Raw genomic sequence first — 19,203 nt, 5'->3', positions numbered from 1 at the left:
ATTCGGCTCCAGCCCTTGAGGGCTTGTGCCCACGGCGTTGACTCCGATGCAGTTGTAGGATGATATGTATAAGCCTATGCCTTAGCTCAACAGGCTTGTAATGACCGTTCATGGTATCCCGCCTGAAATTCTGAATGCCCTGGAGGGCGCTGTCGGACAAAGCGGCGTGGCCGCCGACGCTGCCGGCATGGCGAAATACCTTGGGGACTGGTCCGGGGATCATCGCGGCGGAGCCCTTGCGGTGCTGAAGCCTGCTTGCGTCAGCGAAGTCCAGGCTGTGGTGCGGCTCTGCGGTACGCTCGGCCTCGGAATCATCCCACAGGGCGGGAACACAGGACTGGTAGCGGGCGCAATCGACCTCGACACCCGTGGCGCGGTGGTCGTCAGTCTGGAGCGGTTGAACGGCATCCGTCTCGTCGACGCCGACAATTTCATCCTGCAGGCCGACGCCGGCTGCATCCTGCAGCACATCAAGGATGCGGCAGCGGCACAGAATTGCCTGTTTCCGCTGGCGCTCGGCGCGCAGGGAAGCTGCCAGATCGGCGGCAATGCGGCCAGCAATGCCGGCGGTACCAACGTGCTGCGCTATGGCATGGCGCGCGATCTCATCCTCGGCCTCGAAGTCGTCCTGCCCGACGGCGAGTTGTGGAGCGGCTTTTCCGGCCTGCGCAAGGACAATCGCGGCTACGACCTGAAGCAACTTTTCATCGGCAGCGAAGGAACGCTCGGCATCATCACCGGCGTCGAGCTCAAGCTGTTTCCGAAACCGATCCGGGTCGAGACCGCCTATCTCGGTCTCGCTTCGTTCGAAGCGGCCATCACCCTGTTCCGGCAGGCTCGCCGGGCCTCATCCGATCTGATTTCGGCCTTCGAGATCATTGGTTCGGAGTGCATCGAGCTCGCGCGCTTGATCGACGCCGACGTCGTTTCGCCGGTCGAAGCTCCCGTCCACGTGCTGATCGAACTCTCCGCAAGTGCTGCGGTCGACCTGCGCTCCATGCTGGCCGATTTCCTGGCCGGGGCCATGGAGAGCGGTCTGGTGGCCGACGCCGTCCTTGCTGAAAGCATCGCGCAGGCCAGGGCGTTCTGGGCCATTCGCGAGGGCTTGGTCGAGGGCCAGGCAAAGCGCGGCTACCATGTGCGCACCGACCTTGCGGTCAGGATATCGGACATCCCTGCCCTCATCGGTCAGGCCCGCCAATTCGTGGTGCTGGAACATCCCGGCTGGCTGCCGCAGGCGTATGGCCATGCCGGCGACGGCAATATCCATTTCAACGTCCTGCCACCGCACGGGCTCGCCGAGGCTGAAGCTCGTGCCGAAGGCGCGGAGATCACCGCCGGACTCTACCAGATCGTCGGCGCGCTTGGCGGCTCGATCAGCGCCGAGCACGGTATCGGCCGCACCCGTCATCGCACTTTCTGGGCCGGCCTGGCGCCTGCCCATCGCCGGCTCATCACTGCGCTCAAAACAACGATCGACCCTCAGGGGTTGATGAATCCCGGCTGCCTTCTGCCATCGACGGAGACGTTTCCATGAAGCAAAGACTGGCCGCTATCGGCACGGTGGAGGCGCTGCCGCATCGCGTCGCCGCATTCCTCAGCCGCGAGATCGAATCCGGCGAGCTCAATCCGGGCACGCGGCTGCCGACCGAGCAGCAGCTCTCGGAAAAATTCGGAGTCAGCCGCAACGTGGTGCGCGAGGCGATCGCCCAGCTCAGGGCCGATGGCATGATCGAAGCCAGGCAAGGCGTCGGAGCCTTCGTGCTGGCGCCAGAGCAGCGCGCGTCGATCCGGATCGACGGCGAGGCGCTGAAAGCGACCGGGAATATGGAGCGGCTGTTCGAGCTGCGTTGCATACTGGAAGCCGAGTCAGCCGCGCTCGCCGCCGAACGGCGCGGGCAGGAGCACCTCGACGCAATCAAGGCGGCGCTCGACCGGATGAGCGGCGAGGAGCGCTGGGAAGAAGGCAGCATCGACGCCGACCTGCTGTTTCATCGCGAGATCGCGCGGGCGACCGGCAACAATTACATCCACACCTTTATTTCCTTCGTTTGCGAGCAGATCCGCCGCTCGATCCACTACGCGCGCCTCACCAATCCGCTGCACGACTTGGTCGAAGTCAATGTCGGGGAGCATGTGCGCATCTACGAGGCACTGGTCGCCGGCGATCCCGCGGCCGCCGAGGCGGCGATGCGCGCCCACATCGTCGGCGCCGCCGGTCGCGTCGGCGTCAAGTTGCCGGCATCGCGCCTCGCGCGCAGCACAGGGAGGTAGCCATGCCGGTCGGAGGCGCACATGCGATTTCGGACGTCTGCCTGCTCGTCGAGAATATCGAGCGGACGGTTGAATTCTATGTCGAAAAACTCGGCTTCCGCCTGCGGCGCCGCGCCGAGGGCTTTGCCGACTTCCATGGCGAGGGGATCACGCTGGCGGCCTGGGAGATCGACCATATCAGCCGGCACGCCGGCATCTCGAAACTCAGGTCGCCGCGCCAGGCGCACAAGGTCTGCGTGGCGGTCAGGCTTGACGCGCCCGGCGAGATCGACCGGCTCCACGGCGAACTGGCGGCCAAGGGCGTGCCCTTCTACGGCCCGCCGGAGGATTATGTCTGGAATGCGCGCTGCGCCTATTTCACCGATCCCGATGACACGCTTTGGGAACTATACGCCTGGCTCGACGGCGGCCCCGGCGACTATCACGACGAACAGCCGTAGACGACGCCGCGCCACTGGGAAACGGCGCGCAATGAAGAGACGAGAACGTCTTGCAACAGGAGCGAAAAATGAGTGGGAACAGGCACTACGACATGAACCGCCGCAGCTTCATGAAAGCCGGCTTCGCCGCCGTCGCGGCAGCATCGGCCGGAATGCAGCTCGTGCTGACGCCGGGCGCCAGGGCTGCCGGAAAGGTCGTCATCCAGTACGACTGGCTGATGTCCAACGGACAGATCGGCGACATCGCCGCGGTCGCCAACGGTTATTTCAAGGAGGTGGGCCTCGAGGTGGAATTCAGCCCGGGCGGTCCCAATGCAGCGACGGTGCCGCCGGTGATTTCGGGGGCCGCGCAACTCGGCCAGTTTTCCGAAACGCCCCAGCTCTACGCGGCGCGCGCCAGCGGCGTGCCGGTGAAGATCATCGCCTGCGGCTTCCGCACCGGTCCTTATGCCTTCACTTCGAAGCCTGCCAAGCCGATCCGCGGGGTGGCCGATCTCAAGGGCAAGAAGATCGGCATCCAGCCGACGGCGCGCTTCGTCATCGATGAGATCCTGGCCAAGAACGGCATCGATCCGTCCGAGGTCACTGTCGTCAATGTCGGCTTCGACAAGGCGCCGCTGGTGCGCGGCGACGTCGACGCGATTGGCGGATGGATCACCAACACCCAGGCGCTGAGCGTCGTCGGCGATGACAGGATCGATCTTCTGGTGCGCGATCTCGGGCTGAACTCCTATGCCGACGTCTATTTCGCTAGCGACACCGCGATCGAACAGGATGCGGAAACGCTGGCGAAATTCATCGGCGCCGTCGCCAAGGGCTGGGGCTGGGTGCACGCCAATCCGCAGGAAGCAGTCAAGAAGATGGTCGAGGCCTATCCGGAGATGGACCTTGGGTGGGAGCAGAAGACGATCAATCTGGTGCTGAAACTCTCCTTCGACGGTGCAACCGCCAAGGACGGATGGGGAACCTTCGATCCCGCCTCGATCGAGGAGCAGCTGGCGCTGCTGGACAAGGTCGGCCAATACCCGAACGGCCGGCCCGCGGCAGCCGACGTCTACACCACCAAAATACTCGAATTGTCGGCCGCCGACCGACCCAAGCTCGACGCGCCCGCCGCTTGATGGCGAACGCGATCGAGGCCCGCGGCCTGGATGTCGGCTATGGCGGCCGGCAGCCGGCGGTGAAAGTGCTCACCGGTCTCGACTTGTCGGTCGCGGCCGGCTCCTTCCTGTCGATCCTTGGACCTTCGGGATGCGGCAAGTCGACCCTGCTCCGTGTGGTTGCGGACCTGCTCGATCCGCTCAGCGGCTCGATCAGCGTGCTTGGCGACACACCGCATGCGGTCCGTTCGCGGCGCGACGTCGGTTTCGTCTTCCAGGACTCGACCCTGCTGCCCTGGCGCACCGTGCGCGACAACGTGCACCTGCCGCTCGATGTCGGACAAGGCCGGCTTACCCGGACAATAGACGACCGAACCGACGAACTGCTTGATCTGATGGGGCTTGCCGGGTTCGGCGAGCGTCTGCCGCACCAATTGTCCGGCGGCCAGCGCCAGCGCGTGGCGATAGCCCGGGCACTGCTTGGGCAACCCAGGCTGCTTTTGATGGACGAGCCTTTCGGCGCGCTGGACGAGATCACCCGCGACCGTCTCAACGACGAGCTTCTGTCGTTGTGGCGGCGCACCGGCGCGACCATCCTTTTCGTTACTCATTCGATCGCCGAAGCCGTCTATCTCGGAGAACGGGTCATCGTTCTCGCCGCCAATCCGGGCCGCCTGGCCAGGGACCTCGATATGCGGCCGTTCAAGCAGGAGGGCAACCGCTGTTCGCGCGAGGATCCGGCGATCGTTGCCGTGATGGCCGAACTGCGCGGCGCGCTGGAGCAGGCCTCATGAGGCAGGCGCCCTTGCCATCGGCGCTGGCCGTCGCTCTGCCCGTTTTTGGCGCGGCCTCGATCCTGATCGCCTGGCAGTTCGTGCTGCCATGGCTCGGCGTGCCGGCCTATATCGTGCCGACGCCGACGGCCATATCAGGCGTGTTCCAGAGGAGTCTTGCTTTGCTGCTCAGCAACCTCTGGCCGACGCTGATCGAGGCGCTGGCAGGATTTTTCATCGGCAATCTCGCCGGTGTGCTGCTGGCGGTGCTGTTCGTGCACAGCCGCATCCTGCAGGCCGCGTATTTTCCGATCGTGCTGTTCTTCAACACCATTCCCATCCTGGCGCTGTCGCCGATCATCATCCTGATCTTCGGGCTCGGCATGACGCCGAAGATCGTGATCGCGGCGGTGATCTGCTTCTTCCCGACACTGGTCAACATGATCCGGGGGCTGGACTCGGCCAGCGACAACGAGCACGAACTGTTCCGCGTGCTATCGGCTACGCGGTGGGAAATATTCTGGAGTCTGCGCCTGCCAAGAGCATTGCCGATGTTGTTCTCCTCGCTGAGAATCGCTTCGGCGACGGCGGTGATCGGCGCCATTGTCGGCGAGTGGATCGGGTCGGACAAAGGTCTCGGCGCGCTCATCATCCAAGCGACCTTCAACTATCAGTCGGACCGGCTCTATGCGGCGATCGTGCTGTCGTCGTCCTTGTCAATCGCGATGTTCTCAATCGTGGTGCTGCTGGAGCGACGTGCCATCCGCTACTGACCATGTCGTGAGCGGCCATCAGCTAGGTTCGCTCCGCACGGCTCTCAATTATTTTTGAATTCCATTTGACTGAATAAATCTTCGGTGCCAGTCTGGCCTCTCTCGAGGGCGCAAGGCATGGCACTGCGGGGAACCAATCAGGAGTTCGGGCGGCCGTATAATCGGCGCATCGTGCTCGAATCCATCCGCCTTCACGGGCCGATCGCCCGCGGCGACATTGCCAGGCGGGTCGGGCTCACCGTGCAGACCGTGTCGACCATCGTTCGCGAGTTGGAAGAGCACGGTTACGTGCTGTCGCTGCGCGAAGAGCCCAAGGGGCGCGGTTTGCCTCCGGCCACGCTGCGGATCAATCCGGAAGGCGGCTATGCCGTCGGCATCCACGTCACCCCGCTGGGCATCAACGCCGCCCTGATCAACCTCAGCGGCGACGTGATCGAGAGCACCTACCGCCAAGCCTCCAATGCAACGCCCAACCACGCCTTCGAGCTGATCGGCGCCATGGTGCTCGAACTGACCGCGTTGCGGCCCGGAGGCCGCGTTCTCGGCATCGGCATGGCCTTGCCCGGCCCGTTCGGCGTGGAGTCCATGAGCTTTGTCGGGCCGACCACCATGACCGGCTGGAAGGACGTGGCGCTGCGCGAGCGGCTGGCCGCATCGACCGGGCTGCCCGCCTTTTTCGAAACCGACATGGCGGCCGCGGCCATCGGCGAGCGCCTCTACGGCCTTGGGACGGCATATTCCGAATATTACTATCTCTATTTCGGCGTCGGCCTCGGCGGCGTCATGGTGCATGACGGTGCCGCACTACGCGGCGCCTGGGGGAATGCCGGCGAGATCGGGCACATCCCCGCGGTGCCGGGCGGCGAACCCTGCCCCTGCGGAAATCGCGGCTGTCTCGAACGGTATCTCTCGCTCGAGGCGCTGCGCCGCCGCAACATCGCCGACGCCGACTGGGTCAGCGAAATCGCGCCGATCTTCCGCAACGCCGTCACCATCATCGAAAACCTGTTCGACCCCGAAACCATCATCCTCGGCGGGCTGGCCTCCACCGATCTGCTCGAAAGGCTGGCCGGCGCGGCTGTGAACCTGCCCAACTCGGTCTCGGCGCGAAGCGACCGCAAAACGCCTCGCGTCAGCGTCGCGCGCGGCGGCCAGCATGCGGTGTTGCGCGGCGCCGCCGCACTTGCCGTCTCAGGGGTGCTTTCGCCGCGCTTTGGCCAGATCTTCACCGCCGAGCGCGAGCGCGGGCGAGACCTCCTGCATAATAAGGGGATCGCCGCATGAGCGAACCGCTGCTGGTGCTCGACAACGTCACCAAGAACTATGGCGCGATCGAAGCGCTGAAAGGCATCAGCTTCTCGATCGGCAAGGGCGAAGTGGTGGCGCTTCTCGGCGACAACGGCGCCGGCAAATCGACGCTGGTCAAGATCATCGCCGGCGGCCTCGAGCCGACCTCCGGCCGGATGCTGTTCGAAGGCAAGGAATTCCTCGCCAAATCCCCCGCCGAGGCCAAGGCCGCGGGGATCGAGACCGTCTACCAGGACCTGTCGCTTTGCACCAATGTCGACGTGGTCGCCAATTTCTTCATGGGCCGCGAGATCACCAGGAAGGTTCTCGGCATTCCGGTGCTCGACGAACCCGCCATGGAGCAGGTCGTCGAAAAGGCGCTGGCCAGCGCCGGCACGCGCATCCCATCACTCAGAACCAATGTCGAGCACCTCTCGGGCGGTCAGCGGCAGGCCATCGAACTCAACCGGTTCGTGCATTTTGGCGGCAAGCTGGTGCTTCTCGACGAGCCGTTCGCAGCCCTTGGCGTCGAGCAGACGCGGCGCGGCCTCGACATGATCCGCCAGGTGGCGAGCCAGGGCATCGGCGTCGTCATCATCACCCATATCATGCAACAGGCCTTCCAGGTCGCCGACCGGATCGTGGTGATCCGGCAAGGCGTCGTGGCGGGCGACGTCGCACGCAGCAAAACAAGTCCCGACGCGGTGATCAACATGATCACCGGAGAGACGCTCGCCGGTGCCGGACCGGCGAGCTGAGGGACAAATGAGGGGTCCGGCGCAAGAGGAGCGAACGACATGAAGAAAATACTTCTTTCCGTCTTCGGTATCCTGGCACTGGCCTTTGCCACGCTCACGCCGGCATTCGCCCAGTCCAAGGGCACCGTCTATTATATGGTGCCGACATTGCTCGATGAGTTCCAGACCGGCTCGGTGAGCGCGCTGGAATTGTTCCTGAAGCAGGTCGGCTACGAGATGAAGACGCTGAACGCCGACAACAAGACCGACGCTCAGCAATCGCAGATGAACGACGTCATCGCGCTGAAGCCGGCGGCGATCATCCTTGCCGCCGTCGATTTCAATGCGCTGAAACCATCGATCGAGGCCGCCCGCGCCGCCGGCATCCCGGTCGTCGAGTTCGACCGCCAGATCACTTCGACCCCGTCCGACTTTACCTCGGTGGCCGGAACCGTCGAGATCGGCTACGTCGCCGCCGATCAGGCGCAAAAACTCCTGACCGCGAAGAACGGCTCGGTGAAGGGCAAGATCCTGCAGGTGCTCGGCGATCCGGGCGACCCCTACACGCTCGATATCCAGAAGGGTTTCGAGGAGAAGATGAAGGCATTCCCGGACGTCAAGATCATCTCGCTGCCGGCCATGCAATGGGCGGCGGATGCGGCCGGGACCATCGTCAACGACCAGATTCTCGCCAACCCTGATATCGACCTGATCTTCAGCCATGCGGCGCACCTCTCGGTCGCTGCCGTCGCCTCGCTCGAGGCGGCCGGCAAGAAACCAGGCGACGTCATGCTGATGAGCTCGAACGGCGCTCCGGTCGGCCTCGACCTGATCCGCAAGGGCTGGCTCAACGTCGAAGTCGAGCAGCCGCTCTATGCCCAGGCCGCTGCCGTCGCCATGTTCATGGACAAGGCGGTCAACAAGCAGGAGATCAAGCCCGGCGAATACGACGTGCTCGGCCTGAAGTCGACCGTGACCAAGGAAGCCTGGGGGCCGAACATCAAGATCCCCGGCGCTGCGATCACCAAGGAAAATGTCGATAACCCGGCCTTCTGGGGCAACATGAAGCCGCCCTCGGACACCGTAAAGCCGGTCGAATAGCAAAGTCGCCAAGCGCTCCGGGCCACGCCGGCCCGGAGTCCAGCCCTGCAGCTGTGCGCGTTAGAACGGACGCGCATGGGAACGCTGCAGCAATTTTCAACCGCGCCTGATCTTTCCGAAGACCGAGTGGTTTTTCGGGGTGACGCGCCAACCGGATCCGCAGATGAACCCCCGCACGCGCCAAACCCTCGAGTTCATCCTCGACAATCTCGTCTGGTTCATGCTGGTCTTCGTACTGGTGGTCTTTTCCATCCTCATCCCGAACTATTTTCAACTCGGCATCTTCGCCAACATCATCGAGGCGTCGAGCGTGCTCGGCGTCATGTCGATCGGCCTGGCGCTGGTCATCATCGCCGGCCATATGGACCTGTCGGTCGAATCGGTGGCGGCGCTCAGCGCCATGGCGGTCGGCATCCTGTTCTGCTCATCGGGCATCGGCCTTGGCATCCAGTTGCAGCCGCAATGGCTGATGGTTCCGGTTTCGCTACTCATCGCCCTTGCCGTCGGCGGCCTCATCGGCGTCATCAACGGCTACCTGGTGGTCAAGGTGAAGATGAGCGCCTTTATCATCACGCTGGCCTCCTACATCTGGGTGCGCGGCCTGGTGCTGGTCATTTCCGGCGGCCGCTCGGCACAGGACCTTGCGCCGGCAATCCGCTGGTTCGCCATCCAGCGCCTGGGCGGCCTGCCGCTGACCGCCTGGATCGCCATCGCCTGTTTCATCGTCTTCTCGCTGATCATGGCCAAGACACCTTTTGGCAGACATCTCGTCATGATCGGCGGCAACGAGACGGCGACCTTCCGCGCCGGCATCCGCGTCAATCGCAACCTGGTCATAGCCTTCGTTCTCGCCGGTGCCATTGCCGGCCTTGCCGGCTGGCTGCTGGCGATCCGCACCTCCGGCGCCACCGCCAATCTCGGTGTCGGCCTGTTGTTCAACGCCTTCGCCGCGGTCGTCATCGGCGGCGTCAGCCTGAAAGGCGGCGTCGGCACCTTGCCCGGCGTCTATGCCGGCGTGCTGCTGCTCTCGGCCATCAATACGGCGATCAACCTGATGGGTCTGCCGGCCAACTTCACCCAGGTGATCCACGGCCTGCTGGTGCTCGCCGCAGTGCTGCTCGACGCGTTCAAGCAAACCATCCGCCAGAGGCTGGCATGAGCAGCCGACCGCAAACCGTGAGACTTTTTGGCAAGGTGGCGCTGGTCATCGGCGCGGCCCGCGGCATTGGCAAGGCGATCGCACAGCGCTTTGCCGAGGAGGGCGCGAAGCTCGTCCTGGCCGATACCGAGGTTGAGGCCGGGCAAGCGGCCGCGGATGAACTCGGTGCCGCATTCATCTGCACCGACATCTCGCAGATGGCCGATGCGCAGGCCGCCGTGGCGCTGGCGCTCGACCGTCACGGCCGGCTCGACATCATGGTCCAGAATGCCGGCATCTATCCCTGGCAATTGCTGGAAAACACCAGTCCCGACGACTGGGACCGGGTCATGGCGGTGAACTTGCGTGGCAGCTTCATCGCCGCACGCGCGGCGCTGGTGCCGATGAAGGCGCAGCATTTTGGCCGCATGCTGTTCACCTCCTCAATCACCGGCCCGCATGTCACCAGCCCCGGTCACGGCCATTATTCGGCGACCAAAGCCGGCATCAACGGGCTGATCCGTTCGGCCGCGCTCGAATTCTCGGGCTATGGCATCACCGTCAACGGCGTCGAGCCCGGCAATATCCTCACCGAAGGCATAGAGCAGCATCGCGGTGCGGCCTTCATCAAGAACATGGAAGACGCGATCCCGCTCGGCCGCCTCGGCAGCCCGCGCGACGTGGCCAACGCCTTCCTGTTCCTGGCCTCGGACGACGCCAGCTACATCACCGGCACGACCATCATCGTCGACGGCGGGCAGCTTTTGCCCGAGGGCAAGGATTTCCGGCTGCTGCCGCCATGATCCTCGATTTCGGCGGCGGTTTCTTCCTGCGCCGGGCGACCGCCGCCGATCATCCGGCACTTGCGATGATCTGCCTCAAGACCGGCGACGCCGGCAAGGACGCCAGCGGCCGCGAGGACGACCCGGATCTGCTCGGCCTCGTCTACACCATCCCCTACCAGGTCCTCGAACCCGAGCTGGCCCTCATTGTCGATGGGTCCACAGGTCCGGCCGGATATCTGCTTGGCGCAGCCGACACAGCCGCTTTCAATGCCAGCCTGGCGACAAACTGGTACCCGGCACTGCAGGGTCGCGTGGCTGAACCCGGACCCGACAGCTCGCATTGGCGCGGCAGCGATTGGGCGCGGCACCAGATCCATCATCCCGATTTCGCTGTCCCCGCCTGTGCTGGCCGCTACCCGTCGCACGGCCATATCGACCTGTTGCCGCAAGCATGCGGAAAAGGCGTCGGCAGGCGCGCGATGGAATTTCTCGAGCAGCGGCTTGCGGCGAGCGGCTCAACCGGCGTCCACCTCGAAGTTATGCCGCACAATCACGGTGCGCTGAAGTTCTACAAGGCGATCGGCTTCGAGGTGCTGCAGGACGCTGATCCGCCGAAGCATTGCATCTTTGTTGCAAAACGGCTTGCTCATGCGGCGGAAGCTGCAGGCTGAGCCGCGGCAAGCAATTGCATGAGTTGCACGGAACACAGTGACCGGGAGGTTTATAGAAGTACAATGCTGCGGTGCTGCAGCAACAAGTTGCCCCGCGCGAAACACCTTTGCCGCACGAACCAAACCTTCGTCGCGGCAACGGACATTGAAGGGCCGCCGCATCAACGCGGTGCGGCTAATCAGAGTCTTGGCGGAGCGTCTACTAGTTCAGCGTGGGGCAGAGGAACATCCGCGACTGTTTCGCCGACCACAATGGAGAACACATAAAGCAGATAAATGGTTAATACCACTAACGCGAGGAATGAGCCTCTGGCAAAGATTCCTGCAACCGTGGCGCGGGGATGAGGTTCAACTTTTTCCTTCTTAAAGGTGTCTTCTTCGCTAGGGGTTGTCTTCACAACCCATTCGCCTGGAAGCCGGTTTTTTTCAGCCTCCTTCGATATCTTATCCGCGAGATCTCCTGCGATCACGGCATCATTAGGAAGATGACTCGTAAGCCATCCAGGAATATCTTCGCTCCCGCCCGTGCCCATGTGCAGTAAAATACTGCAAGTTTTAACTTTCGGCAATCGTTTGCCTTATGGGAGGCAAGCAGGTCAGACTTAAGTCCTTACGGAAAGACAGTTCGAATCAGACCAAAGTCCGAGTTGCGTAGTGGTCGGATGCGTCTCACCCGGGCCGTGAAGCGTTTGCGAGCGGAAGATACGGCAACAACGACGAATCCATTGGTTGCGATCAGAGGTTGCGCCGGGACGGTCAGCATGAGGGGTGTAGCCCCGGTGCACGCAGATTGGCAGAAATGGACTGCCAGTGGGGCTGCGTCGACCAACGCCGATTGGGCGATTCTCCTGCAGTGCAGGCATATGAACCTGATGTTGCACGGACATGTCTGGATTGAACACATCGCGGAAAATGGTGGGCGATGACGGGCTCGAACCGCCGACATCTTCGGTGTAAACGAAGCGCTCTACCAACTGAGCTAATCGCCCGCTCCGGGCGGACCTTTAAGCAGTTAGGACCGGCTTCGCAAGGCCAAATGAGCGGCCAGCGGCTTGGCCAGGAGCCGGTTTCGGCAACAAAGTTCTGCTTGTCAAAAAACCTTCTGCTGTTTGCCGTTATGCTGTCCGGGTCCGCTTGACACCCGGTGGCTTACCCCTTATCCACCGCCCCAACGACGAACACGGCTGACACGTGCTCGTCAATGCGCGGGTGTAGCTCAGTTGGTTAGAGTGCCGGCCTGTCACGCCGGAGGTCGCGGGTTCGAGCCCCGTCACTCGCGCCATTTCTCCTTGGGGTCACGGCCCCTTGATGTCGGAGAAATGTCGACGTTGATTGTCAAAAACCGTCTTTTTTCATGAGGTAATCCAGATTCATTGCTTTCGAATCTGAGATTGATTCTCATACATCAACCTACCAGCCCTGCTTGCTTGCGGCCGAGCCAGAAGACAACAGCTCCCCGCCCACAGTCTGGTCCCGCAGCTACGGCCTCACCCCTTGGCGAGCAGCGCCTCGACTTCCTGCAGCGTCGGCATCGACGGCGCGGTGCCTGGGCGCGTCACCGAAATGCCGGCGACGGCGCAGGCGAAGCGTACCGCCTGCAAGGGTTCGATCCCTCTCGACAGCGCTGCCGCCAGGCCGCCGTTGAAGGCGTCGCCAGCGCCTGTGGTCTCGACCACCGGGCCGGCAGCGACCGCAGCGGCATGCTCGGAACGATCGGCCGTGTGCAGCAGCGCACCCTTTTCGCCGAGCGTCACGATGGCGGCGCCAACGCCCTTCTCGAGCAGATTGTCAGCGGCGCGGCGGGCATCGTCGATGGAGGAAACCTTGATACCGGTCAGCTCCTCGGCCTCGGTCTCGTTGGGGGTGACATAGTCGCAAAGCGTATAGATGCGGTCCGGAAGCTTTGCCGCCGGCGCCGGGTTGAGGATGGTGGTCACCCCTGCCCCGCGCGCGATTTCCAGCGCCCGCATCGCCGCCTCGATCGGCTGTTCGAGCTGGGTGACGAAGATTCCGGCCGCGCGGATCAGCCCGGCATTTGCCTCGATGTCGGCGGGCGAGATCAGCATCGCCGCGCCGGGACTGACGATGATGGCGTTGTTGCCGCTCGTCTCCTCGATGAAGATATAGGCCGCACCGGTATAGCTCTGCGGCGTCTCGACGACGGCGCTTTTCACGCCCGCCTGCGACCAGGTCTGCCTCGCCATATCGGCGAAGGGATCGACGCCGAGGCGGGTCAGGAAGGTGACGTCGGCGCCGAGCCGGCCGGCCGCCACGGCCTGGTTCGAGCCCTTGCCGCCGGGGCCGAGTGTGAAGGACGTACCCAGGATCGTCTCTCCCATGCGCGGCTGGCGGGCGGCGCGGTAGGCGGTGTCGGCGACGAAGACGCCCAGTATGACGATCGGTCTGCCCGGCATATCGCTACTCCGCATCCGGCGGCACGACGCCCTTGCGGAATGCGAAGCAGCCGTAGAAGCGGCGCTCGCCGGTCTGGATGACGCAATAGGCCTTCTTGGCGCGTTCGTAGAAGGCGTAGCGCTCGACCGAGATCATCGGCCAGGCCTTGCCCTCGGCGGTGTCGATCTCTTTTTGCACTTCCTTCTGCACGGCGGGAATTTCGTCCGGCTTGCCGACGATCTCCATGCGGGCAGCCGCATCGTCAACGAAGGTGTCCAGCGGATAGAGCGACAGCACCGCCTTGGCCACGTCGGCCGCCGGCGCATCGATGCGCAGCAGTCTGCCAAGCACGGTCTGGCGCGCCACGGAATCGGACGGGAAATTGGTGTCGGCGATAATCAAATCGTCGCCGTGGCCCATCGCCCGCAGCGCCTGCAGCACATCGGCATTGAGCAGCGGATTGATTCCTTTGAGCATGGTATTCCTCGCGAGGCTTGCTGGGGGCGAAATCAGAGCCGCTTGCCGGTCTCTGCGTCGAAGAGATGCACCTGGTCGAGCCGCGGTTTCAGGTGCAGTGTGTCGCCCGGCTTGAAGTCGTGGCGCTCGCGGAACAATGCCACCATCTCGCCCTCGCCGAAGCGCAGGAAGACCAGCGTTTCGGAACCGGTCGGCTCGACCACCGAAATCTTCGCCGGAACACCATCGGGATGGATTTCGAGATGCTCGGGCCGCACGCCGTAGACGACATTGCGGCCATCTTCCACGGTATTGCTCGAGGCGATCGGGAACGGCGTCCCGGCGATCTCGACGACGGGCTTGTCGCCCTTGCGCACGACGCCCTTGAGCAGGTTCATCGAGGGCGAGCCGATGAAGCCGGCGACAAACAGATTGGCCGGCCGGTCGAACAATTCCAACGGCGCGCCGACCTGCTCGATGCGACCGTCGCGCATCACCACGATCTTGTCGGCCATGGTCATGGCCTCGATCTGGTCGTGGGTGACGTAGATGGTGGTGGTCTTCAGTCGTTGATGCAGTTCCTTGATCTCGGTGCGCATCTGGACACGCAGCTTGGCGTCGAGATTGGAGAGCGGCTCGTCGAACAGGAACACCTGCGGATTGCGGACGATAGCGCGGCCCATGGCGACGCGCTGGCGCTGGCCGCCGGAGAGCTGGCGCGGATAGCGCTTGAGGTAGGGGTTGAGGTCGAGGATATCGGCGGCGCGCTTGACCCGCTCAGTGACCACCGCCGGGTCGGTTTTGCGCAGCTTGAGAGCAAAGGCCATGTTCTGCTCCACCGTCTTGTGCGGATAGAGCGCGTAGTTCTGGAACACCATGGCGATGTCGCGCTTGGCCGGCGGCAGATGATTGACGACGCGCTCGCCGATGGCGATGGTGCCACCGGAAACGGTTTCCAGCCCGGCCACCATCCTCAGCAGCGTGGACTTGCCGCAGCCCGAAGGGCCGACCAGCACCACGAATTGCCCATCGGCGATGTCGACGCTGACATCGTGCAGAACCTTGACGGCTCCGAACGCCTTGGCCACATTGCGGATCGCGACTTGAGCCATCATTCCCCCTTCGGTTGCCGTGAAGCTAAACAACGCAAACGGCGAGGGCAAGTCAGTCTCTTATAGATAAAAAACCCATTCACGTTGACACCGCACTTCGTTGTGCGAATAGTGACGGTGCTCGGCTTATGACCCTGTTCCGGGCGCACCGGCACGCTTGTCCGGCACTCAATGCGAAGCGTCGCGGGAGGGAGAATTCGGGCCGCTATTTACCGGAGTCGCTGTCGTTGGGGAACATAATCGGCGCTCCACCATCTGAACCAATTCACAATTGACCTTCTGGGAGGAACGAGATGAAAATCAGCCTTTATAACCAACTTGTCCGCGCGGGGGCCACCCGCCGCGACGTGCTGAAGGGAGCCGCCAGCATGGCCGCCCTCACCGCCGCATCCGGTGCGGGTCTTGGCGCATTGACGCGTCCGGCTTCCGCCGCCGATGATCTGCGTGCGCAGATCTTGCAGATCCCCGGCGTCGGCAAGGGTCAACCGACCGATGCCGACTTCCAGAAGGTCGGCGAGATGTGCCTTGGCGCCACCAAGGCCAGTGTCAAGCAAGGCGAGTTCGCGGGTGTCGAGCTCACCTTCATGGGTCTCAACAACCAGAACCTGCACAACGTGCTGTACCGCGGCTTCCTGAAGGCGTGGGAGGACTATACCGGGGCCAAGTTCACCTGGATCGACCTGGCCCAGGCCGACTACGGCGCCCGCCTGCAGCAGTCGATCGCCACCGGCACCGTCGACTTCGACGTCATCGAAATGGGCGCGCCGTTCGAAGGCGACGTCTGCGGCAAGGGGCTGGCTTCGGTCATGCCCGATTGGGTCAAAGAACAGATCGACATGAAAGATGTCGTGGCCTATCTGCAGCCGCCGGTCGGTACCTGGGATGGCAAGCAGTACCGCGTGACCGTCGACGGCGACGCGCATAATTTCAACTATCGCACCGACGTGTTCGCCGATGCCGACCTCGCCAAGGCGTGGAAGGACGGCGGCGGCCAAGGCGAATGGGGCGTGCCGAAGACCTGGCAGCAGGTGCAGGCGGTGACCAAGTTCCTCAAGGGCCAGAAGTTCAAAGGCCAGGACGTCTATGGCTATCTCGATGCCCCTAAGCCCTGGGGCGGTTTCGGCTTCTACTTCCTCGGCAGCCGCGCCACTGCCTATGCCAAGCACCCGGACGACAAGGCCTGGCTGTTCGATGCCGACACAATGAAGCCGCGCATCAACAACCCGGCATGGGTGCGCGCGATCCAGGACGTGGTCGATGCACTGCCTTCCGAGCCGCCGGATCAGATCAACGCCGACCCCAACACGACCTGTTCTCGCAATTCCTGGGTGGCACCGGTTCGATGCTGGCCTGGTGGGGAGACGCTGGCTCCAACGCCAAGACCAGCGACTCCTCGGTCGTCGGCGACGTCACCGGCTTTTCGATCCTGCCGGGCTCGGACGACGTCTATAATTCCAAAACCGGCAAGTGGGATACGCTCGCGAGCGGCCCGAACTATGCGCCGAACTGCGCCTATCTCGGCTGGGGCGTTTATGTCATGGCCCGCGTCGATAGCGACGAAAAGAAGAAGAAGGCGGCGTGGTCTGCCGCTGCCCATCTCGGCGGCAAGGACCTGTCGCTCTGGTGCGCGGCCTATCCGTCGGGCTTCCAGCCCTACCGCAACAGCCATTTCAACATTCCGGAATGGGTGGCGGCCGGCTACGACGAGGCGTTCATCACCTCGTATCTGAAATCGGAAGCCGACAGCTACAACCATCCGAACGCGGCGATCGAGCCGCGCATCCCCGGCATCTTCCAGTATTACAGCGCCGCCGAAGACATTCTTGCCAACACATTCGCCGGCAAGATGAAGGCGCAGGAAGGTGCGGACGCCATCGCCGCCGCCTGGGAGAAGCTGACCGACCAGCTCGGCCGCGACAACCAGATCAAGCTCTACAAGGCCTCGCTCGGCATGTAGGCTGACAAGATGAAACAGGTCCGGCGGCGCACAGCCGCCGGACCTCCCTGACCGGCTTGGCCCTGACCGGCTCAGCCGGTGATCGAGCCTCCTGTGAACGGGCAAGACGCGTGGCTGACCGGACCTTGGCTGACCAGACTTTGTCCACAAGTGAATGGCCGGCAAACGCCGTCCCATCCGATCCGATACCGCGGAGCCGCAAGCGGCTTGGCTGGGCGCTGATGGCCGTTGCAACGCTCGGCCTTTTGGCGGTCATAGCGTTGCAAATCCTCTACAAGGCCGACATCGACGCCGTTGGTTTCGAGACCTGGCGCCCGATCGTCTACGCCTATGTGTTATGGGGCATCACAATCGGCATCGGCCAGGTGCTGACGCGCGGCGAGGACGGCCAGCGCGCGCTGTTCCTGCTGCCGGCGCTCTTGTTCACCATCGCCATGGTGATCTTTCCGACGCTGTTCGGCTTCTATATCGCGCTGACCGACTGGAACCTCAGTTCCGTCAGCGGCCGGACGTTCAATGGCCTCGACAATTTCTGGCAGATGCTGAACGACCCCTACTACCGCAACGCACTGTTCAACATGGTGTTCTACGTGCTGGCGGTGTTCGTCGAATATATCATCGCGTTCGGCCTGGCGCTGTTGCTCAACGCGCAGATCCGGGCGCGCAAATTCTTCCGCGTCGTCTTTCTCATGCCCCTGATGCTGTCGCCGGTGGCGGTATCGTGGATGATCGGCAAGTCGCTGATGGAATATCGCTTCGGGCCGGCTGCAACGCTGGCGCGGCATCTTGGCTGGGAAAACCCGGCATTCTTCTCCAACCCGATCACCGCCCGCATCTCGATCATGGTGCTCGATGCCTGGACCTTCATCCCGTTCATGATGATCATGCTGCTCGCCGGCCTGCAGGCGATGTCGCGCGAGGTGCTCGAGGCAGCGCGTGTCGATGGCGCCACCGCCTGGCAGACTTTCTGGCAGGTCACCTTCCCGCTGATGCTGCCGGTGTCGGTCACGGCGGTCATCCTGCGCATCATCTTCAAGCTGAAGCTTGCCGATATCATCATCACCGTCACCTCCGGCGGGCCTGGAGGTGCTACCGATTCGGTGTCGAGCTTCATCTACCGCGAATATCGCGACCGCTCGAATGTCGGCTACGGCACCATGCTGGCGATGGCCTACCTCATCATCATCATCGTGTTCGTGACCTGGCTGCTGAAATTCGCCAGCCGCTTCGTGCGCAACGTTAACTGATCGGGCCGGCGAGATGAGCGTTCAAACCACCGACTATGCCGCCTCCGAAATCCGCTCGCCGGCGGCGTTCCTCGCCAACCGCGTCTTCATCTACGGCGCGCTCATCTTCTGGGCGTTTATCTGCCTGTTCCCGATCTATTGGACGATAACCACCTCGTTCAAGACCGCGGTCGACGTCACCCAGGGCCATCTGATCCCGTTCGTCGACTTCCAGCCCGACTGGAAAGGTTGGCGTTCGCTCGGCCTGTCGCCGGATTCGATCTTTCGAACGTCGACGGTGCGCGACGAATTCCTCAAGCGCTTCATGAATTCGGTCATCACCTCGGTCGGCGCCTCGAGCCTGGCCATCGTCATCGGCAGCCTCGCCGCCTACGGGCTGACCCGCTACCGCTACAAATTCGCCTGGTTCAGGAATGAGGACATCTCCTTCTTTTTCCTGTCGCAGCTGATCCTGCCGCCGGTGGTGCTGGCCCTGCCCTTCCTCGTGCTTTACCGGGAGGTCGGGCTGCTCGACACGCGCGTCGGGCTGATCCTGCTCTACACGCTGATGGTGCTGCCGATCGTCATCTGGATCATGCGCGACCAGTTCAACTCCATCCCGGTGGAGCTGGAGGAGGCAGCACTCGTCGACGGCCTGTCGATCTGGGGCGCCTTCTTGCGCATCGTCATGCCGATCGCGCTGCCGGGCATGGTCGCCGCCTTCATCCTGGCGATGGTGCTGTGCTGGAACGAGTATTTCTTCGCCGCGCTTTTGACCTCGACCGACGCCAAAACCATACCGGTGATGGTGGCGAGCCAGACCGGCTCGCAAGGCATCAACTGGTGGTCGATGGCGGCCCTCGCCACCGCCGCCATTACCCCACTCGCCGTCATCGGCATCGCGCTGGAGCGCTACCTGATCATGGGCATGACGGCGGGCGCGGTGAAGTAACTGGGCCGATCTTCCCTTCTCCCATTG

General features: G+C 63.3%; 18 protein-coding genes, 2 tRNA genes and 1 pseudogene. 16 read left to right on the top strand and 5 right to left on the bottom strand.

Translation table 11 applies throughout. From position 1 onward, the window contains the following. Nucleotides 1–100 precede the first annotated feature (100 nt). The 12 genes from NKI85_RS19705 (at nucleotide 101) to NKI85_RS19650 (ending at nucleotide 11,079) form a co-directional block, all read left to right on the top strand. A complete protein-coding gene (locus NKI85_RS19705; protein WP_352777532.1) occupies nucleotides 101–1,537 on the top strand; it encodes an FAD-binding oxidoreductase in 1,437 nt (478 codons plus the stop codon). Beyond that, nucleotides 1,534–2,274, top strand: a complete 741-nt coding sequence (locus NKI85_RS19700) for a FadR/GntR family transcriptional regulator (protein ID WP_352528768.1) — start codon at nucleotides 1,534–1,536, stop codon at nucleotides 2,272–2,274. The genes NKI85_RS19705 and NKI85_RS19700 overlap by 4 nt, the downstream gene beginning before the upstream one ends. 2 nt (nucleotides 2,275–2,276) lie before the next feature. Then, complete coding sequence (locus NKI85_RS19695) at nucleotides 2,277–2,714, top strand: VOC family protein (protein WP_352528766.1); 438 nt, start codon at nucleotides 2,277–2,279, stop codon at nucleotides 2,712–2,714. Between the two features lie 92 nt (nucleotides 2,715–2,806). Further along, the gene (locus tag NKI85_RS19690; RefSeq protein WP_352528809.1) at nucleotides 2,807–3,835 is read left to right on the top strand and encodes an ABC transporter substrate-binding protein; all 1,029 of its coding nucleotides are present in this window, start codon (nucleotides 2,807–2,809) and stop codon (nucleotides 3,833–3,835) included. Then, entirely contained in the window at nucleotides 3,835–4,608 is a 774-nt protein-coding gene (locus NKI85_RS19685) for an ABC transporter ATP-binding protein (protein WP_352528764.1), read from the top strand. The genes NKI85_RS19690 and NKI85_RS19685 overlap by 1 nt, the downstream gene beginning before the upstream one ends. Beyond that, a complete protein-coding gene (locus NKI85_RS19680) occupies nucleotides 4,605–5,360 on the top strand; it encodes an ABC transporter permease (RefSeq protein ID WP_352528763.1) in 756 nt (251 codons plus the stop codon). The genes NKI85_RS19685 and NKI85_RS19680 overlap by 4 nt, the downstream gene beginning before the upstream one ends. A 117-nt stretch (nucleotides 5,361–5,477) precedes the next feature. Next, entirely contained in the window at nucleotides 5,478–6,644 is a 1,167-nt protein-coding gene (locus NKI85_RS19675) for an ROK family transcriptional regulator (protein ID WP_352528761.1), read from the top strand. Beyond that, a complete protein-coding gene (locus NKI85_RS19670; RefSeq protein WP_352528759.1) occupies nucleotides 6,641–7,405 on the top strand; it encodes an ATP-binding cassette domain-containing protein in 765 nt (254 codons plus the stop codon). Before NKI85_RS19675 ends, NKI85_RS19670 begins: the two co-directional genes overlap by 4 nt. Before the next feature lie 39 nt (nucleotides 7,406–7,444). Beyond that, entirely contained in the window at nucleotides 7,445–8,485 is a 1,041-nt protein-coding gene (locus tag NKI85_RS19665) for a sugar ABC transporter substrate-binding protein (protein WP_352528757.1), read from the top strand. 163 nt (nucleotides 8,486–8,648) lie between these two features. Beyond that, on the top strand, nucleotides 8,649–9,644 hold the full coding sequence (locus NKI85_RS19660) for an ABC transporter permease (protein WP_254817612.1): 996 nt from the start codon (nucleotides 8,649–8,651) through the stop codon (nucleotides 9,642–9,644). After that, entirely contained in the window at nucleotides 9,641–10,426 is a 786-nt protein-coding gene (locus tag NKI85_RS19655; protein ID WP_352528755.1) for an SDR family oxidoreductase, read from the top strand. Before NKI85_RS19660 ends, NKI85_RS19655 begins: the two co-directional genes overlap by 4 nt. Further along, a complete protein-coding gene (locus tag NKI85_RS19650) occupies nucleotides 10,423–11,079 on the top strand; it encodes a GNAT family N-acetyltransferase (protein WP_352777526.1) in 657 nt (218 codons plus the stop codon). The genes NKI85_RS19655 and NKI85_RS19650 overlap by 4 nt, the downstream gene beginning before the upstream one ends. Before the next feature lie 179 nt (nucleotides 11,080–11,258). On the opposite strand, the gene NKI85_RS19645 is transcribed toward NKI85_RS19650, so the two are convergent. Together NKI85_RS19645 and NKI85_RS19640 are read right to left on the bottom strand one after the other, a co-directional pair. After that, complete coding sequence (locus tag NKI85_RS19645; RefSeq protein ID WP_352528751.1) at nucleotides 11,259–11,648, bottom strand: hypothetical protein; 390 nt, start codon at nucleotides 11,646–11,648, stop codon at nucleotides 11,259–11,261. A gap of 344 nt (nucleotides 11,649–11,992) precedes the next feature. Further along, a tRNA-Val gene (locus NKI85_RS19640) sits at nucleotides 11,993–12,068 on the bottom strand. 216 nt (nucleotides 12,069–12,284) lie between these two features. Between NKI85_RS19640 and NKI85_RS19635 the strand changes: the two genes are divergently transcribed. Beyond that, nucleotides 12,285–12,361: transfer RNA gene (locus NKI85_RS19635), tRNA-Asp, on the top strand. A gap of 205 nt (nucleotides 12,362–12,566) precedes the next feature. Here NKI85_RS19635 and rbsK read toward each other — a convergent pair. Genes rbsK through NKI85_RS19620 form a run of 3 tightly spaced genes read right to left on the bottom strand, consistent with a single transcriptional unit; the run spans nucleotide 12,567 to nucleotide 15,041 of the window. Next, the gene (rbsK, locus tag NKI85_RS19630; RefSeq protein WP_352528749.1) at nucleotides 12,567–13,493 is read right to left on the bottom strand and encodes a ribokinase; all 927 of its coding nucleotides are present in this window, start codon (nucleotides 13,491–13,493) and stop codon (nucleotides 12,567–12,569) included. Between the two features lie 4 nt (nucleotides 13,494–13,497). After that, entirely contained in the window at nucleotides 13,498–13,950 is a 453-nt protein-coding gene (locus NKI85_RS19625) for an RbsD/FucU family protein (protein ID WP_352528747.1), read from the bottom strand. A 32-nt stretch (nucleotides 13,951–13,982) separates the two neighbouring features. Continuing rightward, nucleotides 13,983–15,041, bottom strand: coding sequence for an ABC transporter ATP-binding protein (locus tag NKI85_RS19620; RefSeq protein ID WP_352777642.1), 1,059 nt, complete (start codon nucleotides 15,039–15,041; stop codon nucleotides 13,983–13,985). A 293-nt stretch (nucleotides 15,042–15,334) separates the two neighbouring features. Here NKI85_RS19620 and NKI85_RS19615 point away from each other — a divergent pair. The 3 genes and pseudogenes from NKI85_RS19615 to NKI85_RS19605 all read left to right on the top strand — a co-directional run bounded on the left by NKI85_RS19615 (nucleotide 15,335) and on the right by NKI85_RS19605 (nucleotide 19,176). Continuing rightward, a pseudogene (locus NKI85_RS19615) lies at nucleotides 15,335–16,998 on the top strand (ABC transporter substrate-binding protein). Nucleotides 16,999–17,123: 125 nt separating this feature from the next. Then, nucleotides 17,124–18,245 (top strand): carbohydrate ABC transporter permease, encoded by a 1,122-nt coding sequence (locus NKI85_RS19610; RefSeq protein WP_352777640.1) that lies wholly within the window; start codon nucleotides 17,124–17,126, stop codon nucleotides 18,243–18,245. A gap of 13 nt (nucleotides 18,246–18,258) precedes the next feature. Further along, a complete protein-coding gene (locus tag NKI85_RS19605) occupies nucleotides 18,259–19,176 on the top strand; it encodes a carbohydrate ABC transporter permease (protein ID WP_352777523.1) in 918 nt (305 codons plus the stop codon). The last annotated feature ends 27 nt before the right edge of the window (nucleotides 19,177–19,203 follow it).

Origin of the sequence: Mesorhizobium sp. M0571 (assembly GCF_040320985.1) — a bacterium.
Classification (GTDB): domain Bacteria; phylum Pseudomonadota; class Alphaproteobacteria; order Rhizobiales; family Rhizobiaceae; genus Mesorhizobium.
The sequence above is the reverse complement of the archived record's forward strand: the minus strand, read 5'-3'. Positions and strand labels throughout refer to the sequence as shown.